The sequence below is a fragment of the Rhizomonospora bruguierae genome, from assembly GCF_018397995.1.
GTDB lineage: Bacteria > Actinomycetota > Actinomycetes > Mycobacteriales > Micromonosporaceae > Rhizomonospora > Rhizomonospora bruguierae.
This window is the reverse complement of sequence record NZ_BBQH01000016.1, coordinates 119,822-138,491: the sequence shown is the minus strand read 5'-3', so window position 1 is coordinate 138,491 and position 18,670 is coordinate 119,822. Positions and strand designations below refer to the sequence as shown.

The window sequence follows — 18,670 nt, the reverse complement described above, 5'->3', positions numbered from 1 at the left end:
CGGCTACCCGAGCGCCCGCACGCGGGACTGGAAGTCCCGGGCGAAGAAGTCGAGGAACCCATCCGGGTCGGGGCCCGTGTTCATCAGCACGATCCGGTCGAAGCCCGCGTCCACGTACGCCCGCACCGCCCGCAGGTGCGGCTCGGGGTCCGGGCCCACCGGCCACCGCGACCGCACGTCGCCAGCGTCCACGAACTGACTCGCCGCGGCGAAGTTCACCGGGTTGGGCAGCTCGCTCATCACCTTCCAGCCGGTCAGCGCCCAGCGGCTCTTCTCCAGCACGGCCTCGACGGCCTGCTGTTCGTCCCGGGCCCAGGCCAGCATCGCCTCCGCGTACCGCGGCCCCGTCCCGCCGTACCGGCGGTAGCCGTCGACGATGTCCTTCCTGGGCTCGGTGGCGAACAGCCCGTCGCCCAGTTCCGCGGCGATCCGGGCGGACCGCGCACCGCTGGCCGCCACGGCGATCACCGGCGGGGTCTCGGGCAGGTCGAACACCCGGGCGTCCGCCACCCGCAGGTGCCTGCCCTCGTACGACCGGTACCCGCCGCGCCACAGCAGCCGGATGATCTCCAGGGCCTCGCGCAGCCGCTCGTGCCGGCCCCGCACGCTCGGGAAGCCCTCGCCGACCACGTGTTCGTTGAGCCGCTCCCCCGCCCCGACGCCGAGGGTGAACCGCCCGTCCGAGACCAGCGCCAGGGTCGCCGCCGCCTGCGCGATGATCGCCGGGTGGTACCGGACGCTCGGGCAGGTGACGCCGGTGGCCAGCCCGATCCGCTGGGTCCGCGCCGCGATGGCGCCCAGGACCGTCCAGGCGAACGGCGCGTGGCCCTGCACGTCCAGCCACGGGTGGTAGTGGTCGCTGATCTCCACGAAGTCGAAGCCGGCCGCCTCGGCCCGCACCGCCTGCCGGATCAGCTCCGCCGGCCCGAACGCCTCCGCCGCGAGCTTGTATCCGATCTGCACGGCTCGCCCTCCTCCCCGTCACCGTGGCGTTCCCCCGCCCGGGGGCCGCAAACCGGCGGTCGGGCGGCCGTCAAACGGCGTCAACGCTGCGGTGGGCGGCGCCCTCGACCCGGGCGGGTCTCAGGCGGCGGCCCCATGGACTCCCGGACGATCAGGTGGGTGGGAAGGACGACCGACCGCCGTACCGCGCCGGCCGCCCGCTGATCAGAGCCAGCCGTTCTCCACGGCCAGGCGCACGGCCTCCGCGCGGGTGCGGGCACCGGTCTTGCCGATGGCGGCGGAGAGGTGGTTGCGCACCGTCCCCTCGGAGAGGCTCAACGCGGTGGCCAGGTCCGCCACCGTGCCGCCGTCCCGGGCCGCGCGCAGCACGTCCGTCTCCCGGGAGGTGAGCGGGCTACGGCCGCTGACCAGCGTCTCGGCCGCCAACGTGGGGTCGACCACGCGCAGCCCGGCGTGCACCCGGCGGACCGCCTCGGCGAGCTGGCGGGCCGGGGTGTCCTTGACGATGAAGCCGCCGGCGCCCGCCTCCATCGCCCGGCGCAGGTAGCCGGGGCGCCCGAACGTGGTGACCACCAGCACCCGGCACGCCGGTAGCTCGTGATGCAGCAGGCCGGCCACCTCGATGCCGTCCTGGCCGGGCATCTCCACGTCGAGCAGGACCACGTCCGGGCGGCTGCGCCGGGCGGCCTCGAGCACCTCGTCGCCCCGGCCGACCTCGGCGACCACCTCCAGATCCGGCTCCAGGGACAGCAGCGCCGCCAGGGCGCCGCGCACCAGGGCCTGGTCGTCGGCGAGCAGCAGCCGGATGGGTGACCCGCTCACGCCGTACCGCCGGAGAGGCTGACCCGAAGCCGGAAGCCGCGCCGGCCGGCCCGGCCGACGGACAGTTGGGCGCCGGCCCGTTGCGCCCGCTCGCGCAGCCCGCGCAGTCCGTGCCCACCGGCACCCCGCTCCCCGTTCGGCGCCGCACCGGTCGCCAGTTCCCCACCCGGACCGGGGCCCCGGCCATCGTCGGTGATCTCGACGAAGTCCGGGCCGACCCGGATCGTGCAGGTACGGGCGCCGCTGTGCCGGACCACATTGGTGACCCCCTCGCGCACCGCCCAGCCGAACAGCTCGCTGCGCTCCGGCGGCAGCCCCTCGACCCGCTCCGGCAGGTCGGCGGCGACACCCGCGGCGGCCAGCGCGGAACGGGCGCTGGCCAGTTCGGTGACGAGCGTGACCTCCCGGTACGCCTGCACGGTGTGCCGGATGTCGGCCAGCGCCTCGCGGGCCAGCCGCTCCAGGTCCGCCACCTCGGCGGCGGCGCGCCCGGTGTCCAGCGGGAGCAGGCGGCCGGCCAGTTCCGCCTTGACCGCGATGACGGTCAGCGAATGGCCGAGGATGTCGTGCAGGTCCCGGGCGGCCCGGTCGCGCTCCTCGGCCACCGCCAGCCGGGCGATCTCCTCCTGCGCGGCCAGCAGCCGCATGGTCCGCTCGGCGACCCGGCCGAAGCCGAAGGTGGCGAGGCTGGCCAGCCCGATCGCGAAGGTCAGCGCGTTCTCGGTGGGCCAGTCGGGCACCACGGCGGGCAGGATCTGGGTCAGCGCCGCGGCACCCACCGCCACCGGGACGCCCTGCCGCGGCGGGAGCAGGAACATCCCCGCCGCGCACACGTAGACGAGCGTGACCATCCAGTCCGCACCGACCGCCGGTATGGTGAGCAACCCCAGCCCGAGCAGGACCACCAGCGACACCAACGCGCGGCGCCGGCCCACCGGGGTGTGCCGGACGCCGATCCGCAGCCGGACGAACAGCAGCACGTACCAGACGGCGAAGGCCGCCAGTGCGCCCACCGCGAGGAACCGGTATCCGGGGTTGGGCGCGCGGAGCGCGGCGTGCAGCGGCTCGCCCAGGTAGAACAGCCAGATTCCGCCGAAGAGCCAGCCCAGCCGCCGGGTGCCGGGCCGGGGATCGGTCGGCTTCCCGCCGGCCTGGCACGGCTCCCGGACCGGCTCGGTGGCTGCGTTCACGACCCTCAAACCTACCCGCCGCGGCCGGTCAGACCCGTGCGGTGTCGCGCCGGAACAGGCGCGCCGCGCCGAAACCGAAGCCGGCGGTCCACAGCACCACGTTGGCGACCGCGGCGCCGCTGACGCTCTCCCCGATCAGCCAGCTGCGGGCGATCTGGCCCACCCCGTACACCGGGGTGAACTTGGCGATCTGCTGCATGACGTGCGGCAGCACCTCCAGCGGGACGAACAGGCCGCCGAACAGGGCCAGGATCGCCAGGATCGGCCCGAGGAACTGCATGACGTTCTCGGCCGGCGCCAGGTACCCGACGAACAGGCCGAACGCGGCGAACACCAGCGAGCCGAGCCAGGCGGCGAGCCCCGCGAAGAGCCAGACGTGCGCCGGCATGCGCACGTCGCTGACGGCGCCGACGGTGAACTGGATGACGACGGCGAGCAGGCCCAGCGCCATCGCGGTGAGCACCTTGGTGGCCACGTACGCGGCCGGGTGCAGCGGGGTCAGCCGCAACTGCCGGCTCCACCCCTGCGCCCGCTCCACGGCGACCATCGCGCCGCCGCTGGTGGTCGCCACCATCGCGCCGTACACCGCGAGGCTGATCATGATGTACGCGTTGACCCGCGTGCCGTTGTCGAGGTGCTGACCCCGGTTCGCGCCCCCGAACAGCAGGAAGAACAGCGGCGGCATGACCAGGACGAAGACGAGCGTGCGCCGGTTGCGCAGCATCCGCCGGATCTCCATGACCAGGAACGTGGCGGAGAAGCCGCCCAGCGCGGGGCGTCGGGTCGGGGTCACCGCGGCGGCCGCCGCATCCGTCGTCTTGGCATCCATCGTCTTGGCGGTCATCGAACGGCCTCCGGGGCGTCATCGTCGGCGGTGAGGGCAATGAAGGCGTCCTCCAGGTTCCGGGAGGTGATCTCCAGGTCCCGGGCGGGCGTGCGGGTCAGCAGGTGGCGGGCCACCCGGTCGGAGTCGGTGGCGTGCAGCAGCACCGTGTCGCCGCGCACCTCGGCCGAGTCGACGCCCGGCAGCGCGGCGAGGGCCACCTCGTCGGCGCCGGGCAGCGTGGCCCGCACCACCCGGCCCGCGGCCAGCGCCTTCACCTGGGCCGCGGTGCCGTCGGCCACCACCTCGCCGCGGCGGATCAGCACGATCCGGTCCGCGTACGCGTCGGCCTCCTCCAGGTAGTGGGTGGCGAACAGGACGGTCCGGCCGGCCCGGGCGTCGGCGCGGATGGCGGACCAGAACTCGCGCCGCCCCTCGACGTCCATCCCCGTGGTCGGCTCGTCCAGGACCATCAGGTCCGGGTCGGGCAGCAGCGCCATGGCGAACCGGAGCCGCTGCTGCTGGCCGCCCGAGCACTTGCCGACCCGGCGGTCGGCGATGCCGGCGATGCCGGCCCGCTCCAGTACCTCGGCGACCGGCCGGGTGCGCGCGAAGAACGAGGCGGTCATCCGCACCGTCTCGGCGACCGTGAGGTCCCTCAGCAGCCCGCCGGACTGCATGACCGCGGCGACCCGCCCCTCCGCTATGGCCTCCGCCGGGGTCCGGCCGTAGACACGCACGGTGCCCGCGGTGGGGCGGGCCAGGCCCAGCATCATGTCGATCGTCGTGGTCTTGCCGGCGCCGTTGGGGCCGAGGAAGGCCACCACCTCACCCGGCTCGATCCGCAGGCTCAGCCCGCGCACGGCGGTCACCGGCCCGAATGTCTTGGTCAGCCCGGTCAGCTCGACGGCCGTCGCGGTGCCGGTGGTCGTGGTTACTGGCATGGACATCACTGTCCGGCCCGTGGGGGCCGCCGCGGCAGGCCGGGCGTCACGACCTGACCATGACAAATGTCAGGGCGCGCGGGGCTGGCTCGGGGAACCGCTGCCGGAGCTGGCCCTCCGGAACGGCTGCCCGGCGGGCGGCAACGGCCGGCAGGCCGCTACGGCGGCGGGCGCGGCTACGGCCGGCGGGACGGCTGCCGGCCGCTTAGCGGCTGACCGCGCGGAGCGTGCCGGCGAGCGCGTCCAGCGCCGCGGGATAGCCACCGTCCGGCGGGGTGCCGTAGCCGGGCACCGCGGTCGTCCACCGGTAGCGGCAACCCGCCCGCCGTGGCGCCGCACCACCTCCCGGTGAAACGCCAGCCCCGGATCCTCCATCGCGACCACGGCCTCGCCCGGCGCGGCCTCGGCAAGCACCCCGACGAGCAGCGCGAGCGCCTGCACGTAGCCGGAGGTGATGACGATCCGGTCCGGGGTGGCGAGCACACCCCGGGCGCGGCCCAGGTACCCGGCCAGGGCGAGCCGGCCGGCGCGGATGGAGCCGCGCAGGGCGCGCTCCAGCCCGGCCCGGCGACCCTGGTCGGAGTCCACCTCGAGGTGCAGGTCCACGCCGAAAGCGGCCCATCTGACACTCCCGCCGCTGCGACACCCCGCCGCCCCACCCCCACCGCGCGCCCCCAACATCCCGCGAAGCCGATTCAACCGCCACCCATGGGGGTAGAGACCGGGAGCGCGGGGGCAGAGGTGGTGAAACGGCCCGGCAACGTGGGGGGCTCATGGGGGCAGCGGACGAGCTACACGATCCGGCTCACGGCAGCCACGTCGCCGCCGACGGGGTGGTCGAACACCCCTCGGCGAGCGACTTCGGCACCGCCCGGATCCTGCCGACCGACCGCAACTGGTTCCAGCGGGCGGTCTTCTACGAGGTGCTGGTCCGGGCGTTCTGCGACTCGAACGCCGACGGATCCGGTGACCTCAAGGGGCTCATCGGCCGGCTCGACTACCTCCAGTGGCTCGGCGTGGACTGCCTGTGGCTGCCCCCGTTCTACGACTCGCCGCTGCGCGACGGCGGCTACGACATCCGCGACTTCTACCGGGTCCTGCCGGACTTCGGCACCGTCGACGACTTCGTCGCGCTGCTGGACGCCGCGCACAAGCGCGGCATCCGCGTCATCACCGACCTGGTCATCAACCACACCGCCGACGCGCACCCGTGGTTCCAGGAGTCCCGGCGCGACCCCGACGGCCCCTACGGCGACTACTACGTCTGGAGCGACACCGACGAGAGGTACGCCGACGCGCGGGTCATCTTCGTCGACACCGAGGAATCCAACTGGACCTTCGACCCGCTGCGCCGGCAGTTCTACTGGCACCGGTTCTTCTCCCACCAGCCGGACCTGAACTTCGCCAACCAGGCCGTGCAGGAGGAGGTCCTCAACGTCATCCGGTTCTGGCTGGAACTGGGCATCGACGGCTTCCGGCTGGACGCGGTCCCCTACCTGTTCGAGAAGGAGGGGACCAACTGCGAGAACCTGCCGGAGACCCACGAGTTCCTCAAGCGCTGCCGCAAGGTGGTCGACGACGAGTACCCGGGCCGGGTGCTGCTGGCCGAGGCGAACCAGTGGCCGGCGGACGTGGTGGAGTACTTCGGCGACCCGGCCGGCGGCGGCGACGAGTGCCACATGGCGTTCCACTTCCCGCTGATGCCGCGCATCTTCATGGCGGTACGCCGGGAGTCCCGGTTCCCGATCTCGGAGATCCTGGCCCAGACCCCGGCCATCCCGCAGAACTGCCAGTGGGGCATCTTCCTGCGCAACCACGACGAGTTGACGCTGGAGATGGTCACCGACGACGAGCGCGACTACATGTACGCGGAGTACGCCAAGGACCCGCGGATGCGCGCGAACGTCGGCATCCGCCGCCGGCTGGCGCCGCTGCTGGAGAACGACCGCAACCAGATCGAGTTGTTCACCGCGCTGCTGCTGTCGCTGCCCGGCTCCCCGGTCCTGTACTACGGCGACGAAGTCGGCATGGGGGACAACATCTGGCTCGGCGACCGGGACGGCGTGCGCACGCCGATGCAGTGGTCGCCGGACCGCAACGCCGGCTTCTCCTCGGCCACCCCGGGCCGGCTGTACCTGCCGGTCAACCAGGACCCGGTGTACGGGTACATGTCGGTGAACGTGGAGGCGCAGCGGGACAGCGCCACCTCGGTGCTCAACTGGACCCGCACGATGGTGGCGATCCGCCGCCGGCACGAGTCGTTCGCGCTGGGCACGTTCCGCGAGCTGGGCGGCTCCAACCCGTCCGTGCTGGCGTTCCTGCGCGAGCACGGGAACGACATCGTCATGTGCGTGCACAACCTGTCCCGCTTTCCCCAGCCCATCGAGCTGAACCTGCAACCGTGGGCCGGGTACGCGCCGGTGGAGCTGACCGGGCACGTGTCGTTCCCCCGCATCGGCCAGCTTCCCTACCTGCTCACCGTGCCGGGGCACGGCTTCTACTGGTTCCAACTGTGCCCGCAGGAAGAGCAGTGACGCGGCAGGAGGAGAACCCGATGAACCTGTCGTTCGCCGACTGGTTGCCGAAGCGGCGGTGGTACGCGGGACGCAACCGGGAGCTGGTAACGGTCAAGCCGGCCTCGGTGACCCCGATCGCCGAGGGCCTGTACCACGTGCTGCTCGACGCGGCCTACGCCGACCGCGGCAGCGAGCGGTACCAGGTCTTCGTGGGTTTGGACGCGCACCCGCCGGAGGAGTTCGCGGCGGCCGCGACGATCGGCTCGGACGGCGACCGCGTCGGCTACGACGCGCTGTACGACCCGGCCATCGCGAACCGGATCCTGGCCCTCGTCGCGGCCGGCGCCACGGTCGGCGAGCTGCGCTTCGTGCCGGAGCCGGACGCCGACCTGCCGGTGGACACCCCGGCGCGGGTCTCCGAGGTGGAGCAGAGCAACACCAGCGTGGTGTTCGACTCGGCCGCGATCCTCAAGGTCTTCCGCCGGGTCAGCAACGGCGTCAACCCGGATGTCGAGCTGAACCGGGTGCTCGGCCGGGCCGGCGTGCCGCACGTGGCCCGGCTGCTCGGCGCGATCGAGACGGCGCCCGACGGCGAGCCGTGCTCGCTGGCCATGGTGACCGCGTTCGCGGCGAACTCCGCCGAGGGCGCCGCGATGGCCACCACCAGCGTGCGGGACCTGCTCACCGGCGGCGGCGAGATGCACGCCGAGGAGGCCGGCGGCGACTTCGCCGCCGAGTCGTTCCGGCTGGGCGAGGCGGTCGCCGTGGTGCACCGGGCGCTCGCCGACGAACTGGGTACCGGCGAGGCGCCGCCACCCACCGCGGCGATGCTGGCCCGGCTGGCCGAGGCGGCCGGCTCGGTCCCGCAGCTGCGGCCGTACCGGCCGGCGATCGAGCAGCGGTTCCGGGTGCTGGGCGACGCCCCGGTGCCGGTCCAACGGATCCACGGCGACCTGCACCTGGGCCAGGTGCTGCGCACCCCGTCGACCTGGCTGCTGATCGACTTCGAGGGCGAGCCGGGGCAGCCGCTGGCGGAACGCCGCCGCCCCGATTCGGCACTGCGCGACGTGGCCGGCATGCTGCGCTCGTACGAGTACGCGGCCTACCAGTTGCTGGTGGACGAGCTGCTGGTGGACGAGCAGGCCGAGGAGGAAGCCGGGCGGCGGGCACGCGAATGGGTGGACCGCAACCGCGACGCGTTCTGCGACGGCTACGCCGACGTCGCCGGCTTCGACCCGCGCGCCCAGGCCGCCCTGCTCAGCGCGTACGAACTGGACAAGGCGGTGTACGAGGTCGCGTACGAGGCCCGCCACCGGCCGACCTGGCTGCCGATCCCGCTGCGCGCGATCGACCGCATCCTCGCGGACTGATCCCGCGCCGGCTCGCGGCGCGGGCGGCCGTGGGCCGAGGTCAGACCAGCCAGAGGATGAAGTGGCTGTTTGACCAGCGCCCGCGGGCGCGGATGTGCCGGCGGGGCAGCCCGGCGCGGCGCAACTGGTCGGCGACCTCGGAGGACGGGCGGTCGACCACCATCGCCACGCGACGATCGGCGGCGATCTGATCGGCGGCGACCACCGTGCCGATACCCTCGGCGTCCGCTCACGGTAACCCTCCGGACAGTTGGTGGTGGGCGCCACACAACCTAGCCGTCATGGGACGCCGGGGCCAGCACCCCGGCCCGTCATCGTCCCCGTGTCACGGTCGCCGTCGAACCCGTGCCCGGCAAGCAGTGACCTGCGCGATTATCGTCGACGGGTTGCCCGGCGGGAGGGGGTGTTGGTGGTAGATCTCTGCGGGAGCTGAGGCGTGCAGGAGCCGTTCACGCACCCCGCCCGCCTCTACACCAGCACCGCCGTATCCCTCGTCCGTGTCGAGGCGTGCCGGGGCACCTGACGGTCCGTCCGCACATGCTGCGCCGACCCGATCGGGGGGATTTACCGCAGCGGAAGCGGGCACCTAAGCCTCACGGCGAAGATGGCGAAGGGAGCGCTGCCGATGACCGGCTCGGGCGGCGGCCCCGGGGAGCGGGTACTGATCGCCGGGGCGTTCACCCCCGGGCAGCTCGCCGCTATCCGCGGCCGGATCAGCCGGTACGCGGCCACGGCGGGCCTGGCCGAGGAGAGCCGGGAAGACTTCGTGGCGGCGGTGAACGAGGCGCTGACCAACCTCGTCCGACACGGCGGCGGCAGCGGAACCCTGCGCCTGTGGCACGCCCGCCCCACCGAAGCCCCCAGCGAAGAGCCCAGCGCGACGTTCAGCGCCGGGCCCAGCGGGGAGGCGGGCGGTGAGCCCACGTTCGGCGCCGCACCCAGCGGGGAGGCGGGCGAGGGGCACGGCGCGGCTCTCGGTGAGACGCCGAGCGGGGAGGTGGGCGGCGGTGCCGTCGCGACGGCACCCGAGCTGATCTGCGAGGTCTGCGACTCCGGCCCCGGCTTCGACGCCGGCGACTACACGGACCGCACCGCCCGGCCCGCGGCCACCACCGCCGGTGGCCTGGGCCTGTGGCTGGTCCGGCAGCTCAGCACCCGCTGCGAGATCCACAGCGGTCCGGAGGGCACGCGGGTCCGCATCGTCGCGCCCCTCCCCCACTGAGGCGCCGTTCCGGCCGGCGGCGGCTCGCCAAGCGTCATCGCCTAACCGAGCTCGGCCAGCCGCGCCACCGCCACCGCGAGCGCGACGGCGAAGATCACCGCGTTGGCGGCCACCGACCAGGGCTCGCGCAGCCGGACGTGCGCAGCGGCGGCGCCGACCATCACGGCGCACAGCCCGAGCGCGGCCAGCGGCGTCAGGACCCGACCGACGCCGGTCGCCCACGGCAGCACGAGGCCGGCCGCGGCGAGCAACTCGCAGGCGGCGGCGAAGCGGACCACCGGCATCGGGTACACGGCGATGCCGGTCTGGCCGGACGCGATGAGCCGCTCCCGGCTCAGACTGATCTTGTTCGCGCCGGACCAGAGGAAGACGGCGGCAAGAGCGCCCTGCAGGACCCACAGCAGAATGTTCATACCCCGTGGACGGGATGCGCCGGCCCGATGTGACGGCCGGCGCACGCCGGGAGGTGTGACGCCGACCGCCACCACCACTGCGCCTAGCGCCGGCGCCGGCGGTGGTGGCGGCGGCGGCCCGACGGTTGCGACCGCGCGGTGGTGGTGGCGCCTCTGCGGTGCCGGTGCCGGCGACCAGATGGATGCGGTGATCGGCGCGCTTATGGTGTCCCGGCGCGGCCCGCGGCCAGAGCGCGGCGCCGTTGGTTAGCTCGGCAGTGGCGTATGGCCGGCCGGGACCACCTCGTCCGGCCGGGGCGGGGGCGGCGGGGTACCGTCCCCGAACGGTCGGCCGCCGAGTGCCTCCCGGCCGTGCGGCTCCAGCCAGTTCGACAGATCCGGCCCGGCCGGGACGATGCCCGTCGGGTTGATGTCCCGGTGCACCTCGTAGTAGTGCCGCTTGATGTGCACGAAGTCCACCGTGTCGCCGAAGCCGGGGGTGGCGAACAGGTCCCGCGCGTACGCCCACAGTACCGGCATCTCGGTCAGCTTGCGCCGATTGCACTTGAAGTGTCCATGGTAGACGGGGTCGAATCGGACCAGCGTGGTGAACAGTCGCACGTCCGCCTCGGTGATGGTGTCGCCGACCAGGTACCGCTGCCCCGCGAGCCGCTCGGTCAGCCAGTCCAGCCGGTCGAACAGCCGCCGGTACGCGTTCTCGTACGCCTCCTGCGTGCCGGCGAAGCCGCACCGGTACACACCGTTGTTGACGTCGCTGAACACCACCTCGTTGACCCGTTCGATCTCCTCCCGCAGGTGCTCCGGATACAGCTCCGGCGCGCCGGGGCGGTGGTACGCCCGCCACTCGGACTCCAGGTCCAACGTGATCCGCGCGTAGTCGTTGGTGACGACCTGACCCGTGCTGGTGTCCACAATGGCCGGCACCGTGATGCCCCGGTCGTACCCGGGGAACCGGGCGAAGTACGCCTCCTGGAGCCGCTCGTAGCCCAGCACCGGGTCCCGCCCGCCCGGGTCCAGGTCGAACGTCCAGCTCCGGGCATCGTGGGTGGGGCCCGCGACGCCCATCGACAGCGCCTCTTCCAGGCCGAGCAGGCGGCGCACGATGATCGCCCGGTTCGCCCAGGGGCACGCCCGGCTGACGATCAACCGGTACCGGCCGGCCTCCACCGGGTACCCGGTCCGCCCGTCGGCGGTGATCCTCGTGGCGATGTACCGCTGATCCCGCGTGAACTCGCCCTCGGGGTTGACGTACGCGCCGGCCTGCTCGTCGGTCTGGGTCTCTGCCATGGCCCCATCCTTACCCATGCCGCCCCGGTCAGCGCGGCTTGACCGCCACGACCCCGAAGATATCGGCCGCCCTCGACCACCCGCCCGATCCACCGCGTGCCTGGCGCCCCCACCGATTCGAGATCTTGGTCCAAAAACGCCCGGGAAGCGGCTGATCCGTACCAAGATCTACGAGCTTGACCGGAACAGCGGGCCGGAACAGCGGGCCCGGAACAGCGGGCCGGGCACCGGGGGTGGCCGGCGGACTCATCGGCGGCCGGGCTGCCCTCCTCCGCCACCCGCTTCGGCCGCCGGGGCCGCCCCCACGCCCACCTCGACCCGCGCCTCCGAACCCGGCCTGGCCAACGGTTCCGCAGCGGCCTCAGCCCGCACCCCGGCACCCAGGCCGGCCCGCGACTCCGCACCCACCTCGGGCCGCACCTCAAGGACCATGTCCGCCAACCCTTCCGCGCCCGCCTCGGGCCGCGCCTCCACAACCACCCCCGGCGGCCGTTCCGCAGCCACCCCGAGCCGCGCTCCCACAATCACGTCCGCCGACCCCTCCGCGCCCACCCCCGGCCGCGCCCCCACACCCACGCCCGCCGACCCCTCCGCGCCCGCCCCGGGCCGCGCGTCCGGCGGCTCGTCGGAGGGGTTGGCGAGGAGGAGACCGGTGGGGGCGCTGGCGGCGCGCTCGTCCCAGGCCGGCATCATGGCGGGCGAGCCGGACAGCGGGCGGACGGCCGCCGCGATCGGCACGTACACCTGCGCGTCCACCTCGTCGGCGAGCAGCAGCGCGGCCAGGTAGCTGGTCGGCCGGTCGGCCGGGTCGCGGCTCAGGCAGCGCAGGCACAGGTCCACCACGGTGGGCGGCAGGTCCGGCACGGTTCGCAGCGGCACCGGGTCCGGGTCGGGGCGGGGCTGGGCCACGGCCTCACCACCCGGTACGGGCCACGGCAGGCAGCCCGTCAGCGACAGGTACAGCATGACGCCGAGCGCGTACGTGTCGGTGGCGGGCGTGGCCGGCGCGCCGGCGAACCGCTCCGGCGGCACGAACGCGGGGGTGCCGACCACCTTGCCGTCCGGCTCGTCGTCGGCCCGGTCGAGCACCGCGGCGATGCCGAAGTCGAGCACCTTCACCCCGGCCGCGGTGAGCATGACGTTCGCGGGCTTCACGTCCCGGTGCACGATCCCGTTGCCGTGCGCCGCGGCCAGCGCCGCGCTCACCTCCGCGCAGATGCGCACCGCGATGCGCCAGTCCAGCGGGCCGGCCGTCAGCAGCGCGCCGAGCGTGCGACCCTCCAGCAGCTCCATCACGATGTACGGCGCGGGTCGGCCGGGCGTGACCGGCACCGTCCCGAAGTCGTGCACGCCCGCGATGTTCGGGTGGCTCAGCCGCGCCACGGTCCGCGCCTCGGCCCGGATGAGCGCGTAGGCGTCCACCCCGCCCGCGTCGGCGGCGTGGACGGGTGTCATCAGCTTCACCGCCACGGGGCGGTCCAGCACCGGGTCGTGGGCGCGCCACACCTCGGACATGCCGCCCACGCCGATCCGCCGGTCGAGCTGGTACCGCCCACCCAGCGTCCGTATCGACCGCCCGGCCCCACCGGCCACCATCAACCCGCCGTTCGCCGTCCATGCCTTCGACGGTGAGCCCTACCCGGCCGCGCGGCACCACAAACGCCACCGATCGGCGGGGAAGGCGCTAACCCATGGTCTTGGCTCCGTCGAGCGACTCACGGAGGATGTCGGCGTGCCCGGCGTGCTGCGAGGTCTCGGCGATGAGGTGCAGCAGCACCCGCCGCACCGACCAGCTCGCGCCCGGCTCGAACCAGGGTGCTTGCGGCAGCGGATGCGCGGTGTTCAGGTCCAGCGTGGCGACCAGGGCGTCCGTCTCCCGGGCCACCTGCTCGTACCCCGTGAGCAGGCCGGCCAGCGTCTCGCCCGCGGCCATCCGGAAGTTGCCGGCCCAGTCGTCGATCGGCTCGGCCGCCATCGCCTCCGCCCCGCCCACCGCGAAGCGCATCCACCGCCGTTCGGTGACCGCCACGTGCTTGATCAGCCCGCCGAGGCACAGCTCGCTGGCCGTGGTGCGCAGCGCGGCCTGCTCATCGGTCAGATCCCGGCAGGTGTGCCGGAGGAAGCCACGGTGCCGGCCCAGCGTCTGCACCAGATCGGCGCGCTCGCCGGTAAGCGTCTGTGGTGTGCTCATGGCTGGGACCCTAGGCCCACCCCCCGACACTTCCGCCACGCCGCCTCGCGCCGCCCGACACGCGAGCAAGCGAGCACGCGAGCCGACGCGCTCGGGCCGACGCACGCGCGAGAATACCGGCGTGAGTCAATGCATTCGCGAGCCGATACGACCGGGCTGGTGCGCGCCACGGGCCGGCGCCGTGGAGCGGAAGGGAAGACGAAAGAACCCCGCCATGCCGGGCGGGGTTCGGGTACGCTGAGACGTTCAAAACGCTAAGGCACGGCACAGCCGGCCTTACGTCGCATCATTTTACGATACAGGGAGCCGGGTTTGTCAAGCACCTCCGCCAGCGACCTCAACGACGAGCAGCGGTACGTCACCCGCCTGTACGGGCGGCTGGACGCGATGCGGGATCAGGCCGCCGACCGGTTGGCCGCGGCGTTGCGGCAGACCGGCGGTACACAGCAGGAGCGCTCGCAGCGGGAGAGCACGACCGGCATGTACACCGAGCAGGTGGCCCAGCTGGACGCGGTGGAGAGCGGGCTGTGCTTCGGCCGGCTGGACTTCGACAAGGGGCCGGACGAGCGGCGGTACATCGGGCGGATCGGGCTGTTCGACGAGGATTCGGGGTACGAGCCGCTGCTGGTGGACTGGCGGGCGCCGGCGGCGCGGCCGTTCTACCTGGCGACGGCGGCGGCGCCGGAGGGGGTGCGGCGGCGCCGGCACATCCGCACGGCGGGGCGCAAGGTCGTGGCGCTGGACGACGAGGTGCTGGACCTGACCGCGGTGGAGGCGGCGGCCGGGCATACCGACGTGACCGGCGAGGCGGTGCTGCTCGCGGCGCTGAACGCGAGCCGGACCGGCCGGATGCGGGACATCGTCGAGACGATCCAGGCGGAGCAGGACGGCATCATCCGCGCGCCGATGTCCGGGGTCCTGGTGGTGCAGGGCGGGCCGGGTACCGGCAAGACGGCTGTCGCGCTGCACCGGGCGGCGTACCTGCTCTACACGTACCGGCGGGAGTTGTCGACCCGCGGCGTGCTGGTGGTGGGCCCGAACGCGACGTTCCTGCGGTACATCTCGCAGGTGCTGCCCGCGCTGGCCGAGACCGGCGTCCTGCTGCGCACGCTCGGCGGCCTGTACCCGGGGGTCGAGGCGTACCACGCCGAGCCCGACGGGGTCGCGGAGCTCAAGGGTCGTCCGGTGATGGCGGAGGTGCTCGCCACGGCGGTGCGGGACCGGCAGCGGCTGCCCGACGACGCGCTGGAGATCGTCATCGACCAGGGCACGCTGCAGCGGGACACGCTGCAGCTGGACCGGGCGACCTGCGCGGCGGCGCGGGAGCGGGCCCGCCGGACGGGGTGGCCGCACAACCAGGCGCGCTCCGCGTTCGACCGGGAGATCGTGCACGCGCTCTCGCTCCGGCTGGCCGAGAAGATCGGCACGGACCCGTACGCGGACGATCCGCTGGGCGGCGACGACGCGCCGGGCGATCCGCAGTTGCTCGCCGAGGCGGATCTGGCGGAGTTCCGCCGCGAGCTGTCCGCCGATCCCGGCGTGCAGACGGCACTGGACTGGCTGTGGCCGGTCCTCACGCCGCAGCGGCTGCTGGCCGAGCTGTACGCGTCGCCGGAGCGGATCGCCGCCGCGGCGCCGCAACTGTCCGATGAGGAGCGTGCGTCGCTGGTCCGCCGGAATCCCCTGTGGACGCCCGCGGACGTGCCGCTGCTGGACGAGGCGGCCGAGTTGCTCGGCGACGACGACCGGGACGCCGCCGTGCTGGCGGAGCGGCGGCGGCGCCAGCGCACCGCGTACGCGGAGGGCGCGCTGGAGATCCTGCACGGCTCCCGGCCGATCGACGTCGAGGACGAGATCGACCCGGAGATCCTCACCGCGACGGACCTGATCGACGCGAGCCGGCTGGGCGAGCGGCAGGAGGCAGCGGACCGGCGCACGGCCGCGGAGCGGGCCGCGGCCGACCGGCGCTGGGCGTTCGGGCACATCATCGTGGACGAGGCGCAGGAACTGTCCGCGATGGCGTGGCGGCTGCTGATGCGGCGCTGCCCGAGCCGGTCCATGACGGTCGTCGGCGACGTGGCGCAGACCGGCGACCCGGCCGGCACCACCTCGTGGGGGCAGGTGCTGGAGCCGTACGTGTCGACGCGCTGGCGGCTGGCGGAGCTGACCGTCAACTACCGGACGCCGGCCGAGATCATGGCGCTGGCGGCGCCGGTGCTGGCCCGCATCGACCCGGACGCGCGGCCGCCCCGCTCGGTCCGCTCGACCGGGGTGCAGCCGTGGCGGCGCGCCGTCGCACCGGGCGAGCTGGCCGGCGAACTGGTCGAGGCGGTCCGCAAGGAGGCGGACGCGGTCGGCGAGGGCCGGCTCGGCGTGCTGGTGCCGGTGCGCCGCCTGGACGACCTGGGCCGGGCGGTGGCCGACGCGGTGCCCGAGTCGGCCACCGGCGACGCGGCGGACCTGGAGAACCGGGTGGTGGTGCTGACCGTCCGGCAGGCGAAGGGGCTGGAGTTCGACGGCGTCATCGTCGTCGACCCGGCCGCGATCGCCGCCGAGTCGCCGCGCGGCGAGGGCGACCTGTACGTCGCGCTAACCCGCCCCACCCAGCGCCTCGGGATCCTGCACACGGGTGAGGATCACGGCCGGTAGCCGGCGCGGAGGGCGCCGGCCGCGGACGGATCACGCGGTCGGCGCCGCGGGGCGGACCGGCGCGATGAGGCGGCCGAGCCCGCGGCCCGGTCAGTCCCGCAGCTTCGCGGCGATCCGCAGGACCCGCTCGGTCAGGTGGTCCAGCGCGGCGTACTGCACGTCGGTCAGCGGCTCGTCGTTGTTGCCGCCGGTCACGTGCGAGACGCCGTACGGGTTGCCGTCGGCGAACTTGAGCGGGTCGGTGTACCCGGGCGGCACGATGATGCCGCCGAAGTGGTAGATCGTGTTGTACAGGGCGAGCAGCGTGGTCTCCTGCCCGCCGTGCGCGGTCATCGTCGCGGTGAAGCCGGCGTACACCTTGTCCGCGAGCAAGCCCTGCGTCCACTGTGGGCCGAGCGTGTCCAGGAACTGCTTGAGCTGGCTGGCGATGTTCCCGTACCGGGTGGGGCTGCCCAGCAGCACCGCGTCCGCCCAGACGATGTCGTCGGCGGTGGCCCGCGGTTCGTCCTTGGTCCGGTCGAAGTGCTGGCTCCAGGCCGCGTTGGAGGCGATGGCCTCCGCCGGGGCGAGTTCGGCCACCTGACGCAGCCGTACCGTGGCGCCGGCCTTCTCGCCCGCGGCGGCCAACCGCTCCGCCATCGCGTGCACCGTGCCGGTTGACGAGTAGTAGATGACGGCGAGCTTGGTGCCGGCCATGCTGGGATCTCCCTCCGACGATCACCTTCCGGCTCGCAGTACCCCCGCCGGGCCGAGTCTCACGTGATCCGGGCCACGAAGTCGCGCCCCTCGGAGGGTTGGCCAGGCGGCCGCTTCAGCGGTCGCGGGTCGGTTCGGCGACGCCGGTCACGGGGCGAGCGGCTGGGCGCCGGCGACCTCGTCCGCCCGCTCGGCCGAGCGGGTGACCGGGTCGCCCGCCGGACGGCCCTTCGGCGTGGCCAGCGACGCGGCGGCCGCGACCAGGGCCATCACGATGGCCAGCCAGAACACGATCACCAGGCCCTGGTGGAACGGCTCGGAGATCAGGTGCGGGAAGAACTCCCGGCCGGTCAGCACGTGCGCGTTGGCGGCCGGCAGGGCGTCCAGCACGGTGCTGCCGAGCAGTTGCTGGATCGGGTTGTACCCGAGAAACGCGGCGAACAGGGTCCCGACCGGGGGAAGTTGGGCGATCGCGTGCGCGGCCGGGGCGGGTACCCCCTGTGCGGTGAGGCCGGAGTCGAGCGCGCCCGGCAGGGAGTTGGCCAGGCCGGCGACCATCAGCGAGAAGAACACGCCGATCGACAGCACCATGCCGGCGTTCTGGAACGTGGCGCGCATGCCGGAGGCCACCCCGCGCAGGTGCGCCGGGGCGCTGGACATGATCAGCGCCGTGTTCGGCGCGGCGAACAGCCCGCCGCCGAGGCCGTTCAGGAAGACCAGCACCGCGAAGACCCAGTACCGGAAGTCGCTGGGAATCAGCAGCAGCCCGGCGAACGAGGCGGCCATCAGCAGCAGGCCGCCGGCCGCGAACAGGCGGGCGCCGAACCGGTCGGACAGGTGGCCGGCCAGCGGGCCGGCGGCGAGGAAGCCGACGGTCAGCGGCAGCAGGTAGATGCCGGCCCACAGCGGGGTTTCGGCGTAGTCGTAGCCGTGCAGCGGCAACCAGATGCCCTGGAGCCAGATGATGAGCATGAACTGCAGGCCGCCCCGGGCCACCGAGCCGAGCAGGCCGGCGGCGTTGCCGCTGCTGAACGCGGCGCTGCGGAACAGCCTGAGCGGGAACATCGGCTCGGGCACGCGCAGTTCGACGACCACGAACAGGACCAGCAGGGCGGTGCCGCCGATCAGGCCGGCCAGCACCCACGGGTCGGTCTACGGCTGGATGCCGTAGGTGATGGCGGCGAGCAGCGCGGTGAGGCCGACCGCGAAGGTGAGGTTGCCCCACCCGTCGATGCGGGCGCGGCGCCGGATGCCGGTGTCGCGCAGCGACCGGTACGCCCAGGCCGTGCCGAGCAGCCCGATGGGCACGTTGACCCAGAACACCGAGCGCCAGTTCCACTCGGCCAGCACGCCGCCGAGGACCAGGCCGACGAACGAGCCGGCGATGCCGGCCACGATGTTGACGCCGAGGGCCATCCCGCGCTGGGCGGCGTCGAACGCGTCCGTGATGATCGCGGCGGAGTTGGCCATCAGCATGGCGCCGCCCACCGCCTGGAGCACCCGCCAGGCGATCAGCCACAGCGCGCCGCGCTCCCCGCCGAACGGGTCCAGCGACAGCGCGATCGAGGTGACCGTGAGGTGGTC

General features: G+C 73.7%; 18 protein-coding genes. 4 read left to right on the top strand and 14 right to left on the bottom strand.

Annotated features, from left to right (window positions below):
- Window positions 1-3: 3 nt before the first annotated feature.
- From KJS59_RS08240 to KJS59_RS08215, 6 genes are all read right to left on the bottom strand, one after another.
- Window positions 4-963 (bottom strand): TIGR03557 family F420-dependent LLM class oxidoreductase, encoded by a 960-nt coding sequence (locus KJS59_RS08240; protein WP_213451733.1) that lies wholly within the window; start codon window positions 961-963, stop codon window positions 4-6.
- Window positions 964-1,167: 204 nt separating this feature from the next.
- A complete protein-coding gene (locus tag KJS59_RS08235) occupies window positions 1,168-1,785 on the bottom strand; it encodes a response regulator transcription factor (protein WP_213451732.1) in 618 nt (205 codons plus the stop codon).
- Window positions 1,782-2,975, bottom strand: a complete 1,194-nt coding sequence (locus KJS59_RS08230; protein ID WP_213451731.1) for a sensor histidine kinase — start codon at window positions 2,973-2,975, stop codon at window positions 1,782-1,784. Before KJS59_RS08230 ends, KJS59_RS08235 begins: the two co-directional genes overlap by 4 nt.
- 28 nt (window positions 2,976-3,003) lie before the next feature.
- Complete coding sequence (locus KJS59_RS08225) at window positions 3,004-3,819, bottom strand: ABC transporter permease (RefSeq protein ID WP_249713973.1); 816 nt, start codon at window positions 3,817-3,819, stop codon at window positions 3,004-3,006.
- Window positions 3,816-4,742 carry an ABC transporter ATP-binding protein gene (locus tag KJS59_RS08220; RefSeq protein WP_249713972.1) on the bottom strand — a complete coding sequence of 309 codons (927 nt, stop codon included), beginning with the start codon at window positions 4,740-4,742 and terminating at the stop codon, window positions 3,816-3,818. Before KJS59_RS08220 ends, KJS59_RS08225 begins: the two co-directional genes overlap by 4 nt.
- Window positions 4,743-4,811: 69 nt before the next feature.
- Complete coding sequence (locus tag KJS59_RS08215) at window positions 4,812-5,348, bottom strand: hypothetical protein (protein WP_213451729.1); 537 nt, start codon at window positions 5,346-5,348, stop codon at window positions 4,812-4,814.
- A 167-nt stretch (window positions 5,349-5,515) separates the two neighbouring features.
- Here KJS59_RS08215 and treS point away from each other — a divergent pair, with 167 nt between their 5' ends.
- Together treS and KJS59_RS08205 are read left to right on the top strand one after the other, a co-directional pair.
- Window positions 5,516-7,276, top strand: a complete 1,761-nt coding sequence (gene treS, locus KJS59_RS08210; RefSeq protein ID WP_213451728.1) for a maltose alpha-D-glucosyltransferase — start codon at window positions 5,516-5,518, stop codon at window positions 7,274-7,276.
- Window positions 7,273-8,628 (top strand): maltokinase N-terminal cap-like domain-containing protein, encoded by a 1,356-nt coding sequence (locus tag KJS59_RS08205; protein WP_283775753.1) that lies wholly within the window; start codon window positions 7,273-7,275, stop codon window positions 8,626-8,628. The genes treS and KJS59_RS08205 overlap by 4 nt, the downstream gene beginning before the upstream one ends.
- A 40-nt stretch (window positions 8,629-8,668) precedes the next feature.
- Here the strand turns inward: KJS59_RS08205 and KJS59_RS08200 are convergent, their stop codons facing one another.
- Window positions 8,669-8,833, bottom strand: coding sequence for a hypothetical protein (locus tag KJS59_RS08200; protein WP_213451727.1), 165 nt, complete (start codon window positions 8,831-8,833; stop codon window positions 8,669-8,671).
- A gap of 420 nt (window positions 8,834-9,253) precedes the next feature.
- On the opposite strand from KJS59_RS08200, the gene KJS59_RS08195 reads away from it, so the two are divergent.
- Window positions 9,254-9,850 (top strand): ATP-binding protein, encoded by a 597-nt coding sequence (locus tag KJS59_RS08195; RefSeq protein WP_213451725.1) that lies wholly within the window; start codon window positions 9,254-9,256, stop codon window positions 9,848-9,850.
- A gap of 41 nt (window positions 9,851-9,891) precedes the next feature.
- On the opposite strand, the gene KJS59_RS08190 is transcribed toward KJS59_RS08195, so the two are convergent.
- The 4 genes from KJS59_RS08190 to KJS59_RS08175 form a co-directional block, all read right to left on the bottom strand.
- The gene (locus tag KJS59_RS08190) at window positions 9,892-10,263 is read right to left on the bottom strand and encodes a DoxX family protein (RefSeq protein WP_213451724.1); all 372 of its coding nucleotides are present in this window, start codon (window positions 10,261-10,263) and stop codon (window positions 9,892-9,894) included.
- A 246-nt stretch (window positions 10,264-10,509) separates the two neighbouring features.
- A complete protein-coding gene (locus tag KJS59_RS08185; protein ID WP_213451723.1) occupies window positions 10,510-11,568 on the bottom strand; it encodes a glutathione S-transferase family protein in 1,059 nt (352 codons plus the stop codon).
- A 228-nt stretch (window positions 11,569-11,796) separates the two neighbouring features.
- Window positions 11,797-13,146 (bottom strand): serine/threonine-protein kinase, encoded by a 1,350-nt coding sequence (locus KJS59_RS08180; RefSeq protein ID WP_306345151.1) that lies wholly within the window; start codon window positions 13,144-13,146, stop codon window positions 11,797-11,799.
- A gap of 88 nt (window positions 13,147-13,234) precedes the next feature.
- Window positions 13,235-13,741, bottom strand: a complete 507-nt coding sequence (locus tag KJS59_RS08175; protein WP_213451722.1) for a DinB family protein — start codon at window positions 13,739-13,741, stop codon at window positions 13,235-13,237.
- 288 nt (window positions 13,742-14,029) lie between these two features.
- Between KJS59_RS08175 and KJS59_RS08170 the strand changes: the two genes are divergently transcribed.
- Window positions 14,030-16,390 carry a HelD family protein gene (locus KJS59_RS08170; RefSeq protein WP_376771141.1) on the top strand — a complete coding sequence of 787 codons (2,361 nt, stop codon included), beginning with the start codon at window positions 14,030-14,032 and terminating at the stop codon, window positions 16,388-16,390.
- A 90-nt stretch (window positions 16,391-16,480) separates the two neighbouring features.
- On the opposite strand, the gene wrbA is transcribed toward KJS59_RS08170, so the two are convergent.
- The 3 genes from wrbA to KJS59_RS31005 form a co-directional block, all read right to left on the bottom strand.
- The gene (gene wrbA, locus KJS59_RS08165; protein WP_213451721.1) at window positions 16,481-17,086 is read right to left on the bottom strand and encodes an NAD(P)H:quinone oxidoreductase; all 606 of its coding nucleotides are present in this window, start codon (window positions 17,084-17,086) and stop codon (window positions 16,481-16,483) included.
- Between the two features lie 147 nt (window positions 17,087-17,233).
- Complete coding sequence (locus KJS59_RS08160) at window positions 17,234-18,226, bottom strand: MFS transporter (protein WP_249713969.1); 993 nt, start codon at window positions 18,224-18,226, stop codon at window positions 17,234-17,236.
- Window positions 18,227-18,238: 12 nt separating this feature from the next.
- Entirely contained in the window at window positions 18,239-18,586 is a 348-nt protein-coding gene (locus KJS59_RS31005) for an MFS transporter (RefSeq protein ID WP_249713968.1), read from the bottom strand.
- Window positions 18,587-18,670 lie beyond the last annotated feature (84 nt).